The sequence below is a fragment of the Longimycelium tulufanense genome, from assembly GCF_014645795.1.
GTDB lineage: Bacteria > Actinomycetota > Actinomycetes > Mycobacteriales > Pseudonocardiaceae > Longimycelium > Longimycelium tulufanense.
In genome coordinates this window covers 90,232-111,126 of sequence record NZ_BMMK01000003.1, presented here as the reverse complement: position 1 = coordinate 111,126, position 20,895 = coordinate 90,232, and the positions used below count along the sequence as shown (strand labels likewise).

General features: G+C 68.0%; 13 protein-coding genes and 1 pseudogene. 8 read left to right on the top strand and 6 right to left on the bottom strand.

The genetic code is table 11. The features are described from left to right. Positions 1–35 precede the first annotated feature (35 nt). The 4 genes and pseudogenes from IEY55_RS31880 to IEY55_RS32490 form a co-directional block, all read right to left on the bottom strand. Positions 36–560: pseudogene (locus IEY55_RS31880) on the bottom strand (transposase family protein); the annotation flags it as partial. 198 nt (positions 561–758) lie between these two features. Further along, the gene (locus tag IEY55_RS05205; RefSeq protein WP_189054499.1) at positions 759–1,997 is read right to left on the bottom strand and encodes an MFS transporter; all 1,239 of its coding nucleotides are present in this window, start codon (positions 1,995–1,997) and stop codon (positions 759–761) included. A gap of 87 nt (positions 1,998–2,084) precedes the next feature. Then, the gene (locus tag IEY55_RS05200) at positions 2,085–3,329 is read right to left on the bottom strand and encodes an ATP-grasp domain-containing protein (protein ID WP_189054497.1); all 1,245 of its coding nucleotides are present in this window, start codon (positions 3,327–3,329) and stop codon (positions 2,085–2,087) included. 816 nt (positions 3,330–4,145) lie between these two features. Next, on the bottom strand, positions 4,146–4,280 hold the full coding sequence (locus IEY55_RS32490; protein WP_268239278.1) for a hypothetical protein: 135 nt from the start codon (positions 4,278–4,280) through the stop codon (positions 4,146–4,148). Positions 4,281–4,381: 101 nt separating this feature from the next. On the opposite strand from IEY55_RS32490, the gene IEY55_RS05195 reads away from it, so the two are divergent. The 7 genes from IEY55_RS05195 to IEY55_RS05165 all read left to right on the top strand — a co-directional run bounded on the left by IEY55_RS05195 (position 4,382) and on the right by IEY55_RS05165 (position 14,473). Further along, a complete protein-coding gene (locus tag IEY55_RS05195) occupies positions 4,382–5,755 on the top strand; it encodes a helix-turn-helix domain-containing protein (RefSeq protein ID WP_189054496.1) in 1,374 nt (457 codons plus the stop codon). Between the two features lie 51 nt (positions 5,756–5,806). Next, positions 5,807–6,673, top strand: coding sequence for an isocitrate lyase/phosphoenolpyruvate mutase family protein (locus IEY55_RS05190; RefSeq protein WP_308424722.1), 867 nt, complete (start codon positions 5,807–5,809; stop codon positions 6,671–6,673). Next, entirely contained in the window at positions 6,670–7,806 is a 1,137-nt protein-coding gene (gene aepY / locus IEY55_RS05185) for a phosphonopyruvate decarboxylase (protein ID WP_189054494.1), read from the top strand. The genes IEY55_RS05190 and aepY overlap by 4 nt, the downstream gene beginning before the upstream one ends. Positions 7,807–7,891: 85 nt before the next feature. Next, positions 7,892–9,112 carry a phosphonoacetaldehyde reductase gene (locus IEY55_RS05180; RefSeq protein WP_189054492.1) on the top strand — a complete coding sequence of 407 codons (1,221 nt, stop codon included), beginning with the start codon at positions 7,892–7,894 and terminating at the stop codon, positions 9,110–9,112. A 136-nt stretch (positions 9,113–9,248) separates the two neighbouring features. After that, positions 9,249–10,283: a C-terminal binding protein gene (locus IEY55_RS05175; protein WP_189054490.1), complete on the top strand. Its 1,035-nt coding sequence runs from the start codon at positions 9,249–9,251 to the stop codon at positions 10,281–10,283. Between the two features lie 5 nt (positions 10,284–10,288). Next, entirely contained in the window at positions 10,289–11,419 is a 1,131-nt protein-coding gene (locus IEY55_RS05170; protein ID WP_189054837.1) for a pyridoxal phosphate-dependent aminotransferase, read from the top strand. Positions 11,420–11,626: 207 nt separating this feature from the next. Next, positions 11,627–14,473: an FAD-binding and (Fe-S)-binding domain-containing protein gene (locus tag IEY55_RS05165; RefSeq protein ID WP_189054488.1), complete on the top strand. Its 2,847-nt coding sequence runs from the start codon at positions 11,627–11,629 to the stop codon at positions 14,471–14,473. A gap of 144 nt (positions 14,474–14,617) precedes the next feature. Here the strand turns inward: IEY55_RS05165 and IEY55_RS05160 are convergent, their stop codons facing one another. Both IEY55_RS05160 and IEY55_RS05155 read right to left on the bottom strand, forming a co-directional pair. Further along, the gene (locus IEY55_RS05160) at positions 14,618–15,364 is read right to left on the bottom strand and encodes a sulfite exporter TauE/SafE family protein (protein WP_229686072.1); all 747 of its coding nucleotides are present in this window, start codon (positions 15,362–15,364) and stop codon (positions 14,618–14,620) included. 852 nt (positions 15,365–16,216) lie between these two features. Further along, positions 16,217–19,945, bottom strand: a complete 3,729-nt coding sequence (locus IEY55_RS05155) for a WD40 repeat domain-containing protein (protein ID WP_189054485.1) — start codon at positions 19,943–19,945, stop codon at positions 16,217–16,219. A 169-nt stretch (positions 19,946–20,114) separates the two neighbouring features. Here IEY55_RS05155 and IEY55_RS05150 point away from each other — a divergent pair, with 169 nt between their 5' ends. Next, positions 20,115–20,873 carry an AfsR/SARP family transcriptional regulator gene (locus IEY55_RS05150; protein WP_189054483.1) on the top strand — a complete coding sequence of 253 codons (759 nt, stop codon included), beginning with the start codon at positions 20,115–20,117 and terminating at the stop codon, positions 20,871–20,873. Positions 20,874–20,895 lie beyond the last annotated feature (22 nt).

Genomic DNA, 20,895 nt, shown 5'->3' with positions numbered 1-20,895 from the left:
TGCGGTGGTCAGCAAGTGGTGCCGCGCTGGGGCGGACGGTGGCGGCGACGCAGCGCGAAGTCGTCCACGCTCAACACCGTCGGCACCGATCCGACCGCAGGGGGAGCGGGGGTGCGCAGCAGGCAAACGAGGGCGCTATGGCGTGACAACTGGATCGACAGCGCCGAGAGCACCCGAGCCCCGGCCTGTCCGGCCAGTTCCCGCACTACCGACCGCTCCTGGACCGTCGGGTGCGTGGTGCGCCGCTGGTAACGTTCCAGGACGCCGGGCACCTGTTCCCGAAAGGTGGTGTGGCAGTTCAGTGTCGGGCATACCAGCCGCCGAACCCGCACCCACACCGTCACGGGCCGGCCGTCGATGGCAGATCCGTCACCCGCCGCTGGTGCTACCCGTGCACACGTGCGGACTTCGCCCCACGGCCCTGGGCACGCGGCCGGAACATCCGATGTCCGCGCCCGCACCAGGGTCCGTTCACTCCCATCGATCACATCATCGACCACCAGCGGCGACAACCGCGAAAACACCACGCTGACAGCAACACTCACCTGGCGCACGGACACGTGGCGTCATCGACAACGCCCCGCGACCACGAAAGCGAGACAGAGCCCCTGGTCGAACGCCCCCAGAACGTCGATGCTGGCAGAACCGGCACGGTCGCTGACGAACCCGAGCAGCCCCTCGTCACGTCCGGCCCCGGGGCTTGGCACGCCTTCGAGGTCGCCATGACGGCTTACTCACCCTGCTCCGGGACGGCAGCATCAGGCTCGAGAGGGCACCTGGGTACACTTACGCCCGACCACGTAGGTAACTCCTGTGACGAGCAGGAATCCCAGTGCCAGAAGGAACCATCCCTGTGCATGAGGCATAGTGACCACAGTTGTCAACACCAGGGGACCGATGAGGTTTCTGGAGGCGGCTCGCCCCAGGCCGAATACGGACAGGTACTGGCTTCTCTTTTCATCTGGCGCGATAGCGTAGGACAGCGTCCAGGAAGCACTGGTCTGAAGTAGTTCAGCGCCGGTGAGCGTGACGACCGCTGCCACGAGTAAGGCGATGGTAGCTCCCCCGTGGCTGGATCCTGATGCTGCGAAGAAGCCACAGGAGGCCAACAACAGTAGGGGCACGGCCGTATAGGATCGGGTGGCCAGTCTGATTCGTGATGTCAGCCGGGCTGCAGAGACCTGGCAAACGATGCAGCCGATCGTGTTTAGTGCGAAGAGTACGCCGGCCATGAACTTGGGGGCGTCTGTGCTTGCTACGATCCACAGGGGCATCGCGATCGAGAGGACAGGCTGCCATAAGGCCAGCAAGCCGTCGACTCCAGTCAGGCTGAGCAGGGTTCCATCGCGTATCACAGCAGCCTTTGGCGTTGCGGTGGGGCGGGACCGTCGCCGTACTCCGGCAGGCATCCACATCAGGAGGACTGCGGTAGCGACGAAGGCGAACGCGTTGCCGATCAGTAAGAAGGCAAATGCTTGGTACGTACCTATTGCAATGGCATAGCCGGCCAAGGGAGTGCTGACGGCCGTCGCGACGTTGGCCACGACTCGGTAGGAGGCCATGATCCGGACCCTGGTGTTCCCGTCCTCGGTGACCTCGGCGACCAGAGACTGGACCAGGGGAGATGTCGCCTGATCGCCGAGCAGTCGAAACACTGCTGCGCCGACCAATCCCAACCACCCAGTGACGGCCATGTAGGCAAACGTTGCTCCGGCGCGCACCAGGTAGAGGCCGATCAGCACCCGCTTCACGCCGAATCGGTCCGCCAGCATGCCCACGAGCCCGGCCGCCGACATCGCGAGGACACCAGCGAGTGTCAGGCCAAGACCTACCTGCCGAGTCGGAATCCCAACGACCTGGGTGAAATACACCGCAGACGCCGCAACGAGGAGTCCGGTACCCAGCCAATCGACTGCCCCGGCCACGAGAAGGCGACGCGTGGAGCCGGTCAGCCACGACCTGTTGGACACTTCGATCTGTTCTCCCGCGCCGTCCACGCGAGAACCACCATGCATTCCGTTCTATCCTCCCCGTAGCCGGGCGTCCTCAGAGGTCCTCCTGTGGCGGGCTCTGGAGCTTCAGAGCTATGCCGGCTCGCATACAAGATGGAACCCTTCGATTGTGCGGCGCACGGCCTTCTCCACCTCAGAGCTGGAGCTGCCAGAGAAACGAAATCGTCCTCCGACGTGTTCATAAAAAGATCCGCCTGCCGGGATAACTCCGCCTGCAGACGTCACCTTTTCTGCATAGGCCTGCCCAGGACCTACCATGGAACTCGCTTCAACCACCCGGCAAGGCCGCTTCATCGGGACTGGTGCCAGAAGCCAGCCAGCAACGGGCTCGTCCTGGTGGAACCCCCGCAGGCTTGGCACGTGCCCCATCTGGAGGGCCGTCTCGGCACCCATGAGGTCAATCCCATGGACGTCACGCCACACAAAGGAGACCTCGGCACCGCCTGTGCGAGATCCCACTTCCAAGAACTCGCATTTCCAGCCACCGTCACGGTCCTGATACAAGAAAAGCTCAAGGTGAAAGACACGCGGTTTACTGCTAAGCCCGGTCAGGAGGTCTTCCGTGAAACGTCCCACAACATCCAGGATCGCAGGGTCGTCGATCTCGACGGACCCCAACGGGTCACCTGTGGTGAATGCCAGGCACGTGCCGATATAGCGAGAAGCCCGCCACGGGCCCAGGCGATCGCCGCTGCAGAAACCGTCGACATGAATGATGGGGTGCTGCCGGTACTCCTGAAGCACCATCGGGCCGTCGAGACGTACCCGATGCAGATCTTCCGGACCGTCGAGCTGAGACACTCCTTGACTGGCACTACCGGAAAGCTTCTTGGTGATCAGAGGCCAGCCAGCATCCTCGGCAAACGCCAGAACCTCGTTGGTTGAATGCGCCAAGGAGAACTTAGGGAGCGGCAAGCCGAGAGCGCTGACCGCCTGTAGCATCTCGTACTTGTCAAGAAACCGCGAGAGCTCTTCAGGGCGAGCGCCGGGGGCCCCGTACTGAGCTCGGAGGCGCGAAACAGCGGGAAGATCCGCCTCCTTCAGCGCTACGATCCCCTCTGGGTTGCCGAACTTCCGCACAAGATCGGATACTGCGCTGTCAAGTGCTTCCTGGTCCGTCGTCTCGCCGAGAACGACAACCGCGGCCGCTTCCACAGGTACCCCTTTCTGCCCGACCTCGGTCGTCACGTAAGTGACCGGCCTGGCGGAATGGTCCAAATAGCTCGTGTAGTGAGCGTACCGGTCCTGCCACGGGTGAACGACGATCACGTGACCTGTTCCCGCGTCAACGGGCACGTGCGGATGCGATACCTGCATCGTAGGGCTCCCAACGAAAGGACGATGTCATTGCTCGGCCAGCTTCGGCTGCCACATTTTGCTGGCCGATTTTCGATCTACTCTTATCAGCCGGGACGTTCGGTCCGCCTTTGCGTGAGCATACCGAGGAACCGGAGGTTGTTTCGTGAGTCCCGCTTGGGCACGAGATGATGGTGCGCCGGACCCGCGAGGAAGGCGATCTTCATCGTGGACAGCACCCGGTCTCTATCCGTGCCCTGACGGCGGTGGCCCTCTCGAAGAGCTACCGGCTCTCCCCTCACCACCAAGTCGTCACCGAGATGCCGGCACCGGGCTGATGGCGCGGTGGACCGGCCCCGGCCGGGTAACTGCAACGACCGCTGGGCCAGACCGGAGTCCGGCACCAAGCCATCGCCGGGGCGGCCACCACATTCGCTGAGGGCGGCTCCATCGGCATCGGTTTAGGCATGCCGCACGGTTGCATTGCCCGCGAGCTGCCCACCTGGAAGAACACAACGCCTCCCACCGTTGGCTAGCCACCCACATCGACCGAGCCTTTGTCCCCAGACTTTCCACGACCGCCACCCAAAGAGAGATGGCGCGCACCAGACCATGCCCGGCGTCGCCCACCTCCACAAACTTGTCTCCCACCGAATAACGGACGGCTCACGCACACTTGCCTCTCACCGAATAACGGACGTCCCTCCCAGTAGAACGTGCCACACGACCCGAAAACCATTAATCGGACAACCTTCCCCCGGCTCGGCGACTCTCATCTGTACGCGAGCGCGTATTGCCAAGTCCAGTCTAACCCCCATTCTCGGGCTGTGGTATGTGTCACTCTTCAAGATCATTGACACCATCGCTTTCGGCCTGTCTTATGTTGGAGATCGATCGCGGGACAAACGTCCGGCCCGGGGCATAGCGTGCCTGTTCCAGCACCGCCTCATTGCTGCTGTCGATGTTTGTCATGTCAAGGTGATCCTGCATCCGCACCAGGAATCGAAGGTTGGTCGCCGTGCCCTACTTGAATTAGTCGTTGAAAGCGCAAGTGCGAGCAGGGGAGGACTCAGGTGAATGTACATTCAGTCGACGACGAAGGTTTCCGACGTCGCGCCGGTGCGCTGTTGCGCAGCGCTGCCAACGACCTGAAGCGCAACACGGCTGCGAGCGCCGAGGAGCTCGGCGTCACCGAGGAGCAGATCCAGGAGTATTTTTCCGGACGGCACGAGATCCCGGGTTCCGTGCACAGCAAGGCGGCCGCCGTTTGGCCGCTGAACGAACGCGATCTGTTGCCGGTGCGTAACGACTGCCCCGAGGGGGTCATAGTCCTCGACGTGGCGGCGTCGAAGTCCTCGTCTCGGGTGTTCCAGCGTGAAGACATCGACTATTACGAGTACCGCGACACCGCCATGTCTCGGCTCGCGTCCTTCCGACCCGAGTGGATCAGGATGTTGTCGGTGGTCGACGACGATGATCCGAACAACCCCAACGTGCACTGGAACAAGGGGCACCTTCTCTACCAGTTCACCTATTTCGTCGGCCCCGTCAACTACTACTACCGATGGAACGGTGAGTCCCATGTGCTACGTATGGAAACCGGTGACTCGATTTGGGGTCTGCCGTTCTCGCCGCATACCTTCACTGCTCGTAACGACAGCGAGCCAGCCTATATTCTCGCCCTGACCTATGGCGGTGAGCTCATGGGTGACGCCCAGCATGAGCTCGCTGCTTTAGGACCCAGCACCGCCAGGAAGTTCGCCTGGGACGAGAACCCGTGGACAACGCAGATCCGACTGCTGCGTTCGCACATCGATGCGGCCATGCTTTCCGTGGCGGAAGTGGCACAACGATCCAAAGTCACACAGGATCGCATCACCGAGCTCGTCGAAGGTGCGGCGATTCCGTCATATTCCGAAATCGAGTCCCTTGCGGCGGCTCTGCGGGTTTCGGTTCGCGATCTGCTTCCGGTCTCGCCGGACTCGCCAGGAGGAATCAGTCTGGTCAGGGCCGTTGACAGCCGTCGGTGGCTATATCCATCGGCGCAGCAGGCTGATTACTCGGTGCGGCAGTTGGCTGGAAACAAGCTGCATCCGTACACACGTGCCCTGGAAATCCAGCCGCTGCGGGACAGCGACGCCGCAGCGATCTCGACGCATCAGCACCAGTACCTCTACAACGTCGGCGAGACGCCGATGACGATGCGGTGGGAGTACCTGGGCAAGCGTTACGAGGCACGGCTTGCCCCGGGCGACTCGGCCTATGTCATGCCGTTCATCCCCACGTCCTTCACAGTCGACAGCGCACCGGCCGCACAGGCGTCCGCCGCTCGCTTGCTGGCCCTGCGCATCGCCGGCCGCATCGGCGTCGAGGCGCGGGTGGCGCTCGGTTCGATGCACCCCGGAAGTCTCGAGCGGCTGCTCAATGAAGACCGCCAGTGGTACTGACGCGCGAACGCGTCCGCCCAAAGTACGCAGTCATAACCGGAGATTGACCCCATGCTCAGTAGCTCTACCTGTTCCCCGTCGTTCCGCCAGGTGATGAACCGAGGAGGACTGGTCCGCCTCGCGGGTGCGCACAGCCCACTGGGGGCCGCGCTCGTGCAGGAGACCGGATTCGACGCCGTATGGGCGTCGAGCCTGGAGATTTCGGCGGCGCGCTGCCTGCCGGACGCGAGCTTGCTGACGATGACTGACTACCTCGCCGCAGCGGCCCAGATCCAGGCATCTTGCAGCATTCCAGTGGTTGCAGATGTGGACACCGGTTTTGGCGGGAACATGAATGTCGCGCACATGGTGCGTGAATACGAGCGGATGGGCATCACCGCTGTCTGCATCGAGGACAAGCACTTTCCGAAGATGAACAGCTTCGTGGACCGGGGGCAGTTGCTCCTGGACGCGGATGCCTTCTGCAGCAAGCTCCAGGTCGCCAAGTCTGTCCAGGAGAGTCCCGAGTTCTATTTGATCGCCCGCACCGAAGCTCTGATCGCCGGAATGGGCACCGACGAGGCGCTGCGACGCTGCAAGATGTACGCGGATGCGGGCGCTGACGCCGTTCTGGTGCACTCCAAGGCCAAGGCCCCCTCGGAGGTGCAGGAGTTCCTGGCCGCCTGGGACGGCCGGGTTCCCGTGGTCATCGTGCCGACCACCTATCCGGACTGGCACGCAGAGGACGCCCACCGCGCGGGTGTTTCCGTCATCATCTATGCCAACCAGGCGTTGCGCGCGACGGTGCAGGCGGTGAGCAGCACCCTGAAGCTGATCCGGGAGAAGGGCACCTCCACCCCGGTGGAGGACGAGATCGCACCGATGGCTGAAGTCTTCCGGCTGCAGAAGCTTCAGGAGTGGACCGCGCTCGACTCATGATCACACCAGAGGACTTCACCGCGAGCCTGGCCGCGCACGGCGTGGATTTCGTGACAGGCGTGCCCTGTTCGTACTTCACCGGCCCCATCGCCCAGCTCACCGAGCAGAACCGATACGTACCGGCAGCCAACGAAGGCGCGGCCCTGGCGATCGCGGCCGGTGCCGCGGCCTCCGGACGGCGCGGCGCGGTTTTGGCGCAGAACTCCGGATTCGGCAACCTCATCAACCCGCTCACCTCGCTCCTGATTCCGTACGACATCCCGGTGTTGGTCTTCATGACGCTGCGCGGGTGGCCCGATCCCGGGCAGGACGAGCCGCAGCACGCTGTCATGGGAACGTCCACGCACCCAATGCTGGACGCAATGGGCGTGCGGCACTGGACGCTGCGGGAGACCAGCACGGTCTTGGACGAGGTGCTGACGCCCGCCATGGCCGAGCTCGCCCAGGGCCGGCCGGCGTTCGTCCTGGTGCAGAAGGGCGCGATTGGCTCGGCCAAACCCTGTTTGCCGCCCGACTTGGCCGCCGAGGAGCGCTTGCAGCGCAGGGACGTCATGCGGTTGGTGCTCGAGGGGCTGCCGGACGCGCGGACGGTGGCCACCACCGGGTACACCGCGCGGGAACTCTTCGCGCTGGGGGATGCGGACCGCAACTTCTACATGCAGGGCTCGATGGGGCACGCCATGGCCTTCGGCCTCGGCATCGCCCTCGCCCGGCCCGAACAGAAGCACGTCGTGGTGTTCGATGGTGACGGTGGTGCCCTGATGCACCTGGGTTCGATGTCCACCATCGGTGCCTCGGCGCCCGCGAACCTCGTCCACGTCATCCTCGACAACGGCGTCTACGAGTCGACCGGCGCCCAGCCGACCCGGTCCACGCGGGTGGACTTCGCATCCCTCGGCCGCGCCACGGGGTACCGCACCCACGAGCTATGTCGCACGGAGTCCGAACTCAAGGCGGCCGTCGTCCGCATCGCCCAAGAACCCGGGCCGCATCTGTTGGCGGTCCGGACTGCGCCGAGTGTGGACGCGGCCCCGCCCCGTGCCACCTCCGCAGTGAGCGCAGGCGACATCCACCGGCGGTTCACGGCTGTCTTGGGTGCCTCGGCGCCGTGGCGCGCGGAGGGGATCATATGACATCCGCGGTGGCGACCGACGACGAGTGGTACGGCGTCGAGCCGGTCGCGCTCGGCAATCCCGCCAGCTGCGCAGGGGGTGCGTGATGGCCGCGGCATGCGACCCGGTGCAGACACCCGATGTGCTGCCCGGATTGGCCTCGGCCGACCTGCGCAGGCTGCCCGGGCACCCGGCTGCCTTCGCCAGCCCCGGTGCTCTTGGCCGGCTGCCCGAGGTGCTCGACGCGCTCGGTGCGCGCCGCGTCCTGGTGGTCCACGGTGGCGGTGCGTTCCGTCGCTGCGGGGCCGAAGCCGCGGTGGTCGCGCTGGAGGGCCGCCTAGCCGTAAGGCGGTTCGGCGGGGTTCGCCCCAACCCAGACCTCGCCACGGTCGAGGCGGCGGTGGCGGCGGCTCGGGAGTTCCGCCCCGATGCCGTCGTCGGCATCGGCGGGGGTAGCTCCCTGGACGTGGCCAAGTCGGCGGCGGCGTTGTACCGGCAGCCGGCCGTTACGTACGACTGCCTGCGCGATCCGGCGCTGCTCGGCATGCGCGAGGACTGTGCGCTCGTGCTCGTACCGACCACCTCGGGATCTGGCAGCGAACTGACCAGTTTCGCGACGGTGTACATAGGCGAGCAGAAATATTCCCTTGACCATCCGGCGCTGCGGTCCGACGTCGCCTTGGTCGACCCCGATCTGACGGCGTCGCTGCCCAGCCCGAGCGCTGTGGCGAGCGGTCTCGACGCGCTGAGCCAGGCCATCGAGTCGTACTGGGCCGCTGCTGCCACGGCTGGCTCCCGGCAGCTTGCCCAGGGCGCTCTTCAGGACCTGTTCCCAGCGCTGGGCGCGGTGGCGGAGCATGGTTCCTTCGCCGACCCGCAGATCCGCGGGCGGCTCGCCGTCGGTGCGGCGCTCTCGGGCGCGGCCATCAACCAGACCAGGACCACCGCCGCGCACGCGCTCTCCTACAGCCTGACCGCGCGTCTCGGCATCACCCACGGGGTGGCCGTGGCCCTACATCTGCGCTGGCTTCTCGGCTACAACGAGGCGGCCGAGGCTGACGACTGCCGGCATCCCGACGGCCCCGAACGACTGAGCGGCCTGGTCTCCGACGTTCAGGAGCGCTCGGTTCGGGAGACCGGCGGCCCGATCGAGCCGCTGCTGGAACGACTGCTGGGACTCGGCGGCTATCCGCAGTCACTGGCCGACCTACGGCTGGCCCCGCGCGAGTGGGCACCAATCCTGGACGCGGCCCTGGACTCCGGCCGGGCCGGCAACAACCCGCGGGTCGTCACGGTCGAGGACGCGCTGGCAGCGCTCAGCTCCTGAAGCAAGGGGTCCGCGGGCGGTCCTCGCCCGTTCGTACGACGCCAGGTAACCAAGGCCGGACACCGGCCGGGCCGACTGCCGCCGCGAGTCGGCCAAGAAGAACAGGCAGAAGAAACACAGAGATAGAGGCTCGACGATGAACGCACATACTGTCACCTACACCGATCCGCCGTGGCTGGTCGCGGACGGGAGGTTCGACGCAGGTCGGGCCACGGTGGAGCACGAGGTGTTGGGCGGGGACGTGGACCTGCGTTTCGGCCCGCACGCCGACGGGCGCTACCGGATCGACTGCCCCGAGTTGCTGGAGCGGGTCGCGGGCAGCGAGATTCTCGTCGTCTACCGCTGCCAGGTCACGCCCGAGCTGCTCGACGCCGCCGGCGATCAGCTGCGCGGTATCGTCCGGCAGGGCGTCGGCATTGACAATCTGAACGTCCCGCTGCTCACTGAGCGCGGCTTGTTCGGCTACCACGTGCCGGACTACTGCGTGGACGAAGTGGCCGCACACACCGCGTCGTTGGGGCTCGCTTTGGAGCGACGGCTGATTCCACAGCACCAGACGCTGAAAAGTGGCTCCTTCGCCATCTACGCAGGCGGCACCCCGAACCGCATCAGCCGCCGCACGCTCGGCATTGTTGGCTTTGGACGGATCGGTCGGGCTGTCGCGGCCAAGCTCAGCGCGTTCTACGGCCAGGTCCTCGTCTACGACCCACACGTTGGGCGTGATCTCCCCGAGGGTTACCGCGCCAAGGCGGTCGACACTTTGGCGGAACTGCTCCAACGGTCGCACACGGTGACATTGCACTGTCCGCTGAATCAGGAGACCGAACAGATGATCGGCGCCGACCAACTGCGCCTGATGCGGCCGGACGCGTACCTGCTCAACGCGGCACGCGGCAAGCTGATCGACCCGGTCGCCCTCGGCAAGGCGCTCAACGAGGGCTGGATCGCGGGCGCGGGACTCGATGTCTTCTTCCCCGAGAACCCGCATGACGACTCGCGCTGGCAGCCGGTGCTCGAGCATCCGGCCACCGTGGTGACCAGCCATCGCGCCTTCTTGTCCGAGGATGCCGAGGCGAGCAGCCGGCGCCGGGTCGCCGAGCTCGTTCGGGACCGGCTGGCAGGCCGGACGCCAACGGTCGGCCTGCTGTGCGATGAGGCGGTGCGCAAGTGACCGCCATGTCCCCCACCGCAGCAGTGCACCAAGACAGCGGCCTGGTGGTGCTCTCTACGGGTGACGTCCGCATCCCGGTCCATCCGCAGAGCGGCGCCGCACGCGCACCGCTGCGCGCTGACCAGACATACCAGGCCCCCACCGGCACCGCGGACCTGCGCGAAGCGGTCGCCGGTCGGGTTGCCGCGGCCGGCGGCCAAGTCGACCCAACACAGGTGCTGGTCGCGCCCGGGGCGCGGCTCGCCATCTACGCCGTGCTGGCCACCCTTCTCAACGACGGCGGCGAGGTGCTGCTGCCCACCCCGTACTGGGCGAGCTACCCGGAACTGGTGAAGCGGTCCGGCGGAAGCATCGTCGCACTGCCAGCCCAGGTGGGTGATGGGCGCATCGACCTCGACACCCTGGAGGCGCACCGCACACCACGCACCCGAGTACTCGTGGTCAACTCTCCACGCAACCCCGACGGTGCGGTGACCCCGGCGGAAGACCTCGCCGCCGCCACCGCGTGGGCCGAGCGCCACGGAATCACCGTGCTGTGCGACGAGGTGTACCGAGGCGTGGCCTGTACCGCGGATCCGGCCCCCTCGATCCTCGACGTCCTCCCGCACCTGCCCGACCACTGCGTCGTGGTGGACGGCCTCAGCAAGAGCCACGCGCTCGCCGGGCTGCGCGCCGGATGGGCGATCACCGCGGGGGGCCTCACTCGTCGCGTGGCCGCCGTCGCCTCGCACCTGCTCGGCGGGACGTCGACGGCGGTCCAGTCGATCGCGGCTGACATTCTGAGGGATGGCGAGGCCATCCAGGCCGGGATCGGCAAGGTCCTCGCGGACCAGCTGGTGCTCGCCCGGCGTCGATTGGCAGAGCTGCCCGGGGTCAGTTGTCCCGAACCAGGGGGCGGGATCTTCCTCTTTCCCAACCTGACCGGCTGGCTGGCCGACCACGCCCCCGAGCAGGCGCGCCGCGACCTTACCGGATGGCTCCGCGACAAGCACCGGATCACCGTGGTGGACGGCGCGGCCTTCGGGGCTCCGGGGCACATCAGGCTCTCATTCGCCCTTCCGGCCGAGCAGTTGGACGAGGGGCTCACCCGGCTGGGCTCCGCGCTGGCAGACGCAACCGCCTGCCAAAAAGGGTGACCCCGTTGGTCGGATTGAAGGCCGAGCAGGGAGTGCTGCTGATCGGAGGCAGAAGGTGATGCTGCTCCAGGGCGTCGACAGCAGCATCGGCGGGGCGGGCTCTCCCGCCCCGCCTGCCGTCGTCGCGGTCGTGGGCGTGCTGCGAGTGCTAGCCCCTCCACCGCTGTGGCTGTGCCGGGACGGCGTGCTCGAGAGGGGGTGTACCCCGTGAACGACTTCGCCCGTCACCTTTGCTCCCGCCTGCCCACGGCCCGCATCGACCTGACGACCCGCGCCGCTTACACCTCCGACGCCTCGATCTACCGCGCCATGCCGGCGGCGGTGTTCGAGCCGCGGGACACGACGGAGGTGGTCACCGCCGTGCGCATCGCCGCCGAGCACGGCGTCGCGGTGACCTGCCGCGGTGGGGGTACATCCGTAGCCGGAAACGCTGTCGGCACCGGCCTGGTTCTCGACTTCTCCCGGCATATGAATCGGATCATCGAGCTGGACCCGGACGGCGCCACGGCCACCGTCGAGCCCGGCGTGGTGCTCGGGGCGCTCCGCCAGCACGCGGCCACACACGGGCTGACCGTCGGCCCCGATCCGTCCACCTATTCCCGGTGCACCGTGGGCGGCATGGTGGGCAACCACGCGTGTGGCCCGCACTCGGTGGCTTGGGGCACCACGGCAGACATCACCGACAGGCTCGAGTTGCTGCTCGCCGACGGCCGCGTGCTCAGCGCCACCCGCGGCGGCAGCGGAGACGCCAACATCGACCTGCGGCTGCGGCAGTTGCGCGACCGGTATCTCGCGGCGCTCCGCACGGAACTCGGCCGTTTTACCCGCCAAGTATCGGGATACAACCTCGACGCACTGCTTCCCGAGAAGGGCTTCCATGTCGCCCGTTCCCTGGTAGGCAGCGAGGGCACCTGCGCGGTTGTGCTCGGCGCCCGACTCCGGCTCACTCGGGTGCCGCCCGCCCGTGTCCTGCTGGTGCTCGGTTTCCCCGATGTCTACGCCGCCGCCGAGTGCGCCCCCATGCTGGCCAAGGCCGGGGCACTGACGGTGGAGGGCCTGGATGCTCCGCTGGTCGAGGCACTACGATCGCGCCCCGGCCGCGCCCCGGGCCTCGAGCTGCTGCCCTCTGGTAGGGCCTGGCTGTACTGCGAGGTCCAGGGTGCGAACGATGCCGCCGCGGTCTCGGACGCCCGACGGCTCGCCCGACAGGCCGGTGTGCCCGGCCGGGTCACCACCGACCCCGGGCAGATTGCCGCACTGTGGGCTATCCGCCGCAACGGTGCCGGCACCGCCACCCGGATGGCCGACGGACGGGCCGCCTGGCCCGGCTGGGAGGACTCCGCCGTCCCACCGAAGCGGCTCGCCAGCTATCTGCGGGACCTGCACTTCCTGATGGACGAGCACGGCTGTAACGGCACCATCACCGGACACTTCGGCGAAGGCTGCCTGCACGTGCGGATTGACTGGGACCTGGAGTCCAAGCACGGTATGGCGAGCTACCGGAACTTCATCGCCGCGGCAGGGGAGCTCGTGGTGGCACACGGCGGCTGCGCCTCGGGCGAGCACGGCGACGGCAGGGCCCGGTCGGAGCTGCTTGCGCGAACCTACTCCCCCGAGCTCCTCGGTGCCTTCGCCGCCTTCAAGAACATCTGGGACCCCGCCGGGGTACTCAATCCGGGCATCATCGTCAACCCGGTGCCCTTCGACGCGGACATCCGGCCAGGCCCCGGCCGCGACCGCCTGGAGCTACCACTGGTCCAGCGGCTGCACGCCGACTCGGACTCGCTGGCCCGGGCCGTGCAGCGATGCAGCGGAGTCGGCAGCTGCCGCGACGCCTCCGGCACCATGTGTCCCTCGTACCAGGCGACGAAGGACGAGGTGCACTCCACCCGGGGTCGGGCGCGGGTGCTCAGCGAGATGCTGCGCGGCGAGACGCTCCCCGACGGCTGGCGCTCCAAACAGGTACGCGACGCACTCGACCTCTGCCTCGCTTGCCAGGCATGCAAGAGCGAGTGCTCCGTCAACGTGGACATGGCCACCTACAAGGCGGAGTTCCTCCATCACCACTACCGGTTCCGGCTGCGGCCGCGCGCGCACTACACACTGGGCTGGCTACCCGTGCTCGCCCGGATCGCCTCCGTGGCACCTCGTATGCTCAACTGGCTGACCAGCCGGCCGACACCGTCCCGGTGGCTGAGCGTAGTGGCCGGTCTTGAGCCGCGCCGGCCCCTGATATCGCTTCCGCCGCAGACCTTCCGTCGGTGGTTCGCCCGCCGCACGCGGTCCCGCGCGTCAGCCCCCGAGTCCGGCACCGTCGTGCTGTGGCCCGACACGTTCAGCAACTTCCTCGACCCGGCTGGCGCACAGGCAGCCACACAGGTCCTTGAGGCGCTGGGTTACCGCGTGGCGCTCCCCGACGGGCCCGTCTGCTGCGGACTCACCTGGTACTCCACCGGCCAGCTCAAGGTGGCGCGCGAGGTCCTCGCCCGCTCCGTGCGCTCTCTGGAGGGCCACCTGCGCGCGGGTCGCACCATCATTGGTGTCGAGCCCTCCTGCACCCAGGCACTTCGGGAGACCGCGGCGCAGCTGCTGCCCGACTCCGCCGCCGTGCGGAGCTTGCCCAACCAGGTCCGCACGCTGGCCGAGGTGGTGGCCGGACACCAGGGCCCCTGGCCCTTCGGCAGGCTCAACGGATCGGCCGTACTCCAGCCGCACTGCCACCAAGAGGCGGGCCACGGGCACCGGCCCGAGACCGACGTGCTCGCCCGGCTGGGGGTGGCGGTCGACGTCGTACGGACTGGCTGCTGCGGCATGGCCGGGAACTTCGGTTACGAGCCTGGCCACTGGGAGGTCTCCCGCGCCGCGGCAGAGCGCGGACTTTTCCCCACGCTGCGGGCGGCGTCCCCCGGCACGGCCGTCCTGGCGAACGGGTTCTCGTGCCGGACCCAGATCGGCCAGAGCGGCGTCCGGGACATCCGACGCGCCGAGCATCTAGCGCAGCTCCTGCTGCGCGCCCTGCCGAGTGGGAGCTCCGGTGCGCACAACGGGAGTTGAGCTCGCTCCGGCGCCTCCCTCGCCGGGACAGCTCGGCGAAGCCGGCGGGTCTTGGCACCGGCCGGCGCGACCGACCGCGGCGCGCACCGGGTCGGACAGGTTGCGCAGTGGGTGGCACACCAGAAGACGCGATCCGGCTGTGGATCAGCCGCTCGGGGCAATCCACAGCCGGATCGCCAGGATGATGCCGATCACGCCCACCAGCCAGCGCAGCAGGGTGGCGGGGAGACAACGCACGATCCGGGGCCCGAGCGTAGAGCCAACGAACATGCCCACACCAAGGGGTGCGACGGCCGCCCAGTCCACTGGCCCGAAGGCGGCGAAGGTGGTCGCGGAGATGAACGCCGCGGAACCGATGAGCATGTTCTTCAAGGCGTTGGCGGTGGCCAGGCTGGGCGAGGCAGTGATCAGGAGAAGGGCGAGGATCATCACGCCGGACCCGGCACCGAAGTAGCCGTTGTACACCGACGTGGCGATCAGCCCGAACGGAAGGACGACGCCGCGCGTTCCTTGCGTACGGCCGCGCCGGTGCTTCTGGTGCCGGGCGGCGAGCCAGGGTTGGGCGAGCAGGGCCAACGAGCCCACGGCCACCAGAAACGGAACGACGCGGGCGAAGATGCCCGGAGGGGTCGACAGCAGCAGCATCGAGCCCGCCGCGCCGCCCAGCGCGGAGAGCGGCAGCCAGCGGCGCAACCACGGTCCTTGCCCGGCCAGCTCAGGCTGGGATGCGAGGGCCGCACCGGGCCAGCATGCGACGAGCGCAACATTGTTGGTCACGTTCGCTGACAGAGCAGGAAGGCCCGCCGCGAGCAGGGCGGGGTAGGAGATCAGGGAGGTGACGCCGCCTGCGGTGCCGACCAGTCCGGCGAGTATCCCTGCGGAGGCCAACACTGCACCGCTGCCAAGGCTGGTCATAACCAGGCCGCCCGTTCGGCGGATGCGTGGTTGACGGTCCTGACGGGGTCCACGGAGAATACCTCCCTGGGTCCGGCCCGGCCGGAAGGCGGGCAGGCTGATAGGGAAGCCCTCGGGGTTTTTGTCCCATCAGGTGTGGGGCCGAGACCTCGGCCCTGGCGCCGCTCGGTCCAGTCCAACGGCACCCTGGTTGTCATGGCGGAGAGGCAGGGCCGTCGCGGAACCCTAGGCGCAACCACAAGCCGTCTGGATCATACCAACGACGGGCGGCCCGGCGGGAGGGCGATCACGGCGGCTATCCGAAAAAACCTTTGCCCTGCAGGAAAGCCGGTTCAGTTCACAATCGGGCGATCCCGTTCAGCACGTGTCCGTGCTGCAGCTTGCTCGACCTGCAACAGAGAGTAGGAAGAAGGGTGGTCACGTCGTTCACGCTCCGGGCTGAAGAGTTCTGGGGGCTCTACGGTTTTTGTGTCGCCTCTGCGCCGTTGCCCGTTGAAGGTCAATTCGGGACATGGCGGCTCTGTCCGAATCTTCGGCTTGGCCACGTCGAGGTTGCCATCTGTGGCGGGGCGCTGGTCAACCGGACAGCCCCCGGTACGAGCAGTGGGAACAACGGGTATGAGCTGGCTTGAGGGAGAACGGAACCCAAGCTGGTCCACAGACATGGTCTTTTCCTCCCGGAAACGTTGCCGGGTGGTACGCGACCGAGATCCGCGCCGCGCGGCCTGGCACGGTCGACGTTAGTCGCTTGTCACCTACGTAGGCGTTTTTCCCTTTCCCACGGGGATGACATGCCGTGTTCGGTGTCGATGTGGAACAAGGGGACGATCAGTCCGCCGACCGGCAGCCCGGGTCGAGCTGGGCGTCGGGGGTGAGCCGCCGCCACTCGTCGTCGGTGAGGTTGTCACCGGCCAGGCGGCACAGCCGGACGGCCGACTGGTCCGCGTCGAGCCGCCACAACCGCGTGGTGCCATCGAGGCCGGTGGTGGCCAGGACCGTACCGTCCGGATCGAATTCCGCGCCGACGACGAGGTCGGTGTGTCCGCTGAGAGTGGCGATCTCGGTCTGGTTGACCGTGTCCCACAACCGCACCGTCCGGTCGTAACCGGTGGAGGCGACCGTGCGGCCGTCTGGGCTGAACGCCAGGCCCTCGACCGGTCCGGTGTGGCCGGTGAGCGTGGCCAGCTCCCGGTGCTCGACCAGATCCCAGGTCCGCACGGTCTGGTCGGCGCCAGCGGTCGCCAGGACCCGCCCGTCCGGCCGGAACTCCATGCCGAGGATGGGGGCGGTGTGCCCGTGGAGGATGGCGAGCTCGCGATGCGTGTCGACGTCCCACAGCCGCACCACACCGTCCTCCCCGGCGGTGGCCACCGTCCGCCCGTCCGGCGCGAACTTCACTTCGGTGAAGTGGGTGGTGGGACTGGGGATGGTGGCGACTTCGACGCGGCGGGCGACGTCCCACAGCTTCAGGGTCCCGTCGGTGCTCGTGGTTGCCAGGAGCGAGCCGTCGGGGCTGAACGCCACGCCCGCCACGACGGGTCCACCGTGCCCGCGGAGTGTAACGATCTCGGTGCGATTGACCACGTCCCACAGCTGTACCGTTCCGTCCTGGACGCCGGCCGCCACGGTCGTTCCGTCGGGGCTGAACGCGACGCCACCTAGGGGCCGGTCCGAGCCTGTCAAGACGCCGATCTCGCGTCGGGCGGGCACGTCCCAGAGTCGGAGTGTGCCGTCGGTCCGCCCGGTGGCGAGGATCTCGCCGTCCGGGCTGAACGCGACGCCAGTGAAGGCTGCGAACGGGCTGGACCGCAGCGCGGTTCCCCGGGTGTGCCACAGCCGCACGCTGTAGTCCCCGGAGTCGCCGGCCACGGTCGCTCCGTCGGGGCTGACGGCGATCGCGGAGGTCAGTGCGTCACTCGAGAGGCTCGTGATCTTCCGCCTGCTGCTGATCTCCCAGAGGTTGATGCCCTTCCCACCGCCACCGCCCGCCGTGGCCAGCACTTGGCCGTCCGGGCTGAACGCGATCCTGGGTACACCCCCGAAGTCCGTGGCGATTGTCGTCCGCTCCTGCCGCGTGTCGACGTCCCACAGCCGGATCGTCCAGTCGAAGCCGGTCGTGGCCAGCAGATGGCCGTCGGGGGAGAAGGTGACGCTGGTGGCCCCATTGCCGTGGGCGGCGATGGCCGCTGTCTCGGTCCGGGTTTCGACGTCCCACAGGCGGACCTTGCCGTCGGCACCGGCGGTGACGAGGGTGCGCCCGTCCGGGCTGAACGCCAGGTCATTCACACCCGTGGATCCAGTGGGTACGTCGGTGACCCGCGCCCCGCTGCCCACGTCCCACAGGTGCACCACGCCAGTCTGTCCCGCGCCGGCGACCAGCCGCCCGTCCGGGCTGAACCTGACCCGGTACACCTGGCCGAGGCCCGTGCCCAGCACCGTAACCTCGCGCCGTTCGGTCGCGGACCACAGTCGGGCGGTCCCGTCGTCACCCACGCTCGCCAGCAGGGTCCCGTCCGGGCTGAAGGCCACGTCCTGCACGGCGTCGGTGTGTCCCTGGAACCGTGCGACCTCCCGGCGGTGACCACGGTCCCACAGTCGCACGGTGCGATCCCTGCTGCTCGTGGCGACCTGGTTGCCGTCGGGACTGAACACGACGCCGGTGACCCGGTCGGTGTGCCCCACGAGCCGAGCGGCGAACGGCCCGGAGTCGGCGGTGAGCAGCGCGCTGCGTGCCTCGCGGGTGGGGGAGAGCCGGAAGGCCCGGGTAGCCAGCCGCACCGCCGCCTCCGGCTGCACCCCCAGGATGGCCATCGCCTTGGCGGCCAGGGCGCGCGACTGGGCCTGCCGGTGCTGGGCCTCCACCATCCGCCGCTGGTGAACGGCCACGACACTGGTCGCCACTGCCAGGAGGACCAGGAGGACCCCGAGCACGGTGAGCAGGCGCCGGCGTCGGCCCCGCTGCTGTTCGACGTCCCGGCTGGCGTCGAGGAACGCCCGCTCCAGGGCGGTTACGGCGGTCGGGTTGTCCCGGGCCCACTCCTGGGCAGCGGCCAGTCGGCTACCCCGGTGGAGCAGGGCGGCATCTTGCCCGGTCGCGGCCCAGGACTGTGCCGCCTCGGTAAGCCTGCGGTGGACGCGCAGTCCCTCCCGGTTGGTCTCCACCCACCTCCGAAGCCGCGGCCAACTGGTGATCAGGGCCTCGTGGGACAGCTCGACCGTGTCGGTGTCCACGGTCAGCAGCCGGGTGGCAGCCAGGGCCTCGACCACGGCCGCGGTGTCCGGGTCCTCGGTGTCCAGCTCGTCGAGACCGATCCGCCGTTTGGTGTCCTCGGTGCCCTCGCCCGGGGCCACGGCGCGGAGGAACAAAGATCTGGCGATCTCCCGCTGGTGTTCGGTCAGGTCTTGGTAGGCCCGCTCAGCGGTCAGTGCGAGCGCGTGTGGGATGCCGCCGGTCGCCTGGTATCCAGTCAGGGTCAGGGCGGTTCCGCGTCTGCGCGCCCACGTCTCCCGCAGCGCGTGCGAGAGCAGGGGCAGCACGCCGGGCCGCCCCGCGGCCTCCGCGACCAGCTGGGCCAGCAGCGCGCCCTCGACGGTACAGCCGGACCGGGCCGCGGGTTGGGTGATGGCGCGGCGCAGCTCGTCGGTGCTCATCGGCCCCAGGAGCAGCTGGCCGGCGTTGACGGCCCGGGCCAGACCGGGGTGCAGGGCGCACCGACCGTAGAAGTCGGCGCGGACGCCGAGCACGACCCGGGCGCGGCTGTTCGCGGCCTCCGCCGCGGCCAGCAGCATGGCCACGAAGCGGTCGCGCTCGGCGTCATCGCGGCAGAGGGTGAACAGCTCCTCGAACTGGTCGACGATCAGCACGAGGTCGACGCTCTGTGGCCGATCGGTCAGCGCTTGGAGCACAACCCGGTGCAGTGCCCGCTCGTCTCGGTCGAGATCGAGGTAGAGCTGGTGTGCCGTGTTGCCGGTGAGCCGGGCCAACTGTGCTGCGCAGTTTTCCAGCGGGTGGGCACCGGGGGTCAGCAGCAGGTGTTCCCACCCGGCGTCCTGGAGCTGCGGGATCAACCCGGCGCGCAGCAGCGAGGATTTTCCGGCCCCGGACGCCCCGAACAGGGCGAGGAAACGACCGCTGCGCAGCTGGCACGTCAGGTTGTCGACCAGGCACTCCCGGCCGAAGAAACGATCCGCGTCGGCTGTCCCGAAGGCGGCGAGGCCGACGTAGGGCGATTCGGTCGCGGTGGCTTCCGCCGAAGCGCCGTTGGTATTCGACTCGGCGGCGACCGCGCGCCAGCGTTGCTCCCATTCGCCTTCGTCGCCGCCGCAGGCTCGGACGTACGCAAGCGCGACCGCCAGGCTCGGGAGTTTCTTGCCGCCCGCGGCATCGCACAGCGTGGTCGCCGAATAGTGCACCCGGTGGCTCAGCTCACGATAGGTCGGAGTACCCGCCTTCTGCCGTAACAACCGAAGGTCAGCCGCGAACCGTGTCAATGCTGTCGCGTCGGCATCCAACGACCGCTCCGGCCTCGGCACCGGCGTCACCCCCTCTCGTGCCATTATCCGGTTCCTGTTGTCCGGCGTCCAATACCCGACGCCGGACAACCCGCACGCGGGTAAACCCACTGGTGAACACGCCCGGACGGCGTGGTCACCCGGTGGGAGGCGGTTTGCGGAGCGGGTATCCGTGTGACGGTGCCTCCCGTACACGAGGAAATGGGGGAAATCGATGCGGTTCGAGGTCCTGGGCTCTTTTCGATTCCTGTCGGACCGGGGCGAGGCCGAGCTTGGACCGAACCAACGCCGGCTGGTCTTTGCGACGCTGGTGCTGCACATGAACAAGCCGGTCCAGATCGGCTCGATCGCGCATGTCCTGTGGGGAGACGACGTACCGGAGTCAGCGGCGGGCAACGTGCAGGCACACGTGTCGCGAATCAGGAGCCAGCTCCGCCGCATTCCCACCACCGATGTGGAACTGCGCACGATGGGACGGTCGTACGTCCTGCGTGGCAGCCCTGACCAGGTGGACGCGCACGAGTTCCGGCGCCTCGCCGCCGAAGCCGCGGCGCGAAACGGCGACCGCGCGATCGAGCGGTACGATCGGGCATTGGCGCTGTGGCGGGGTACCTCGGCGCTGGCCGACCTGACTCCGGAACGCTCCCGGGAGCTGCTGGTCCGCCCACTGGAGGAGTTGCGGCTCCACGTGCTGGAGGCCCGCAACGAGCTGATGCTCTCCTCCGGCGGCCATCAGGAGCTGATTCCGGAGCTGACCTCGCTGGTCGGTCATCACCCGGGACGGACCCGGACCACAGCCCAGCTCATGCTCGCTCTCCACCGCAGCGGACGGACAGTCGAAGCCCTGGCCATCTACCGGTCGGCCCGGGAGTCGATAGTCAGCACGCACGGCCTGGAACCCGCCCGCGGGTTGGCCGAGCTGCACGACCGCATCCTGCGGGATGATCCCGCGCTGCAGTTGGCAGTAGTCTGACCGCGCCGGGTTGGCCGCCCGC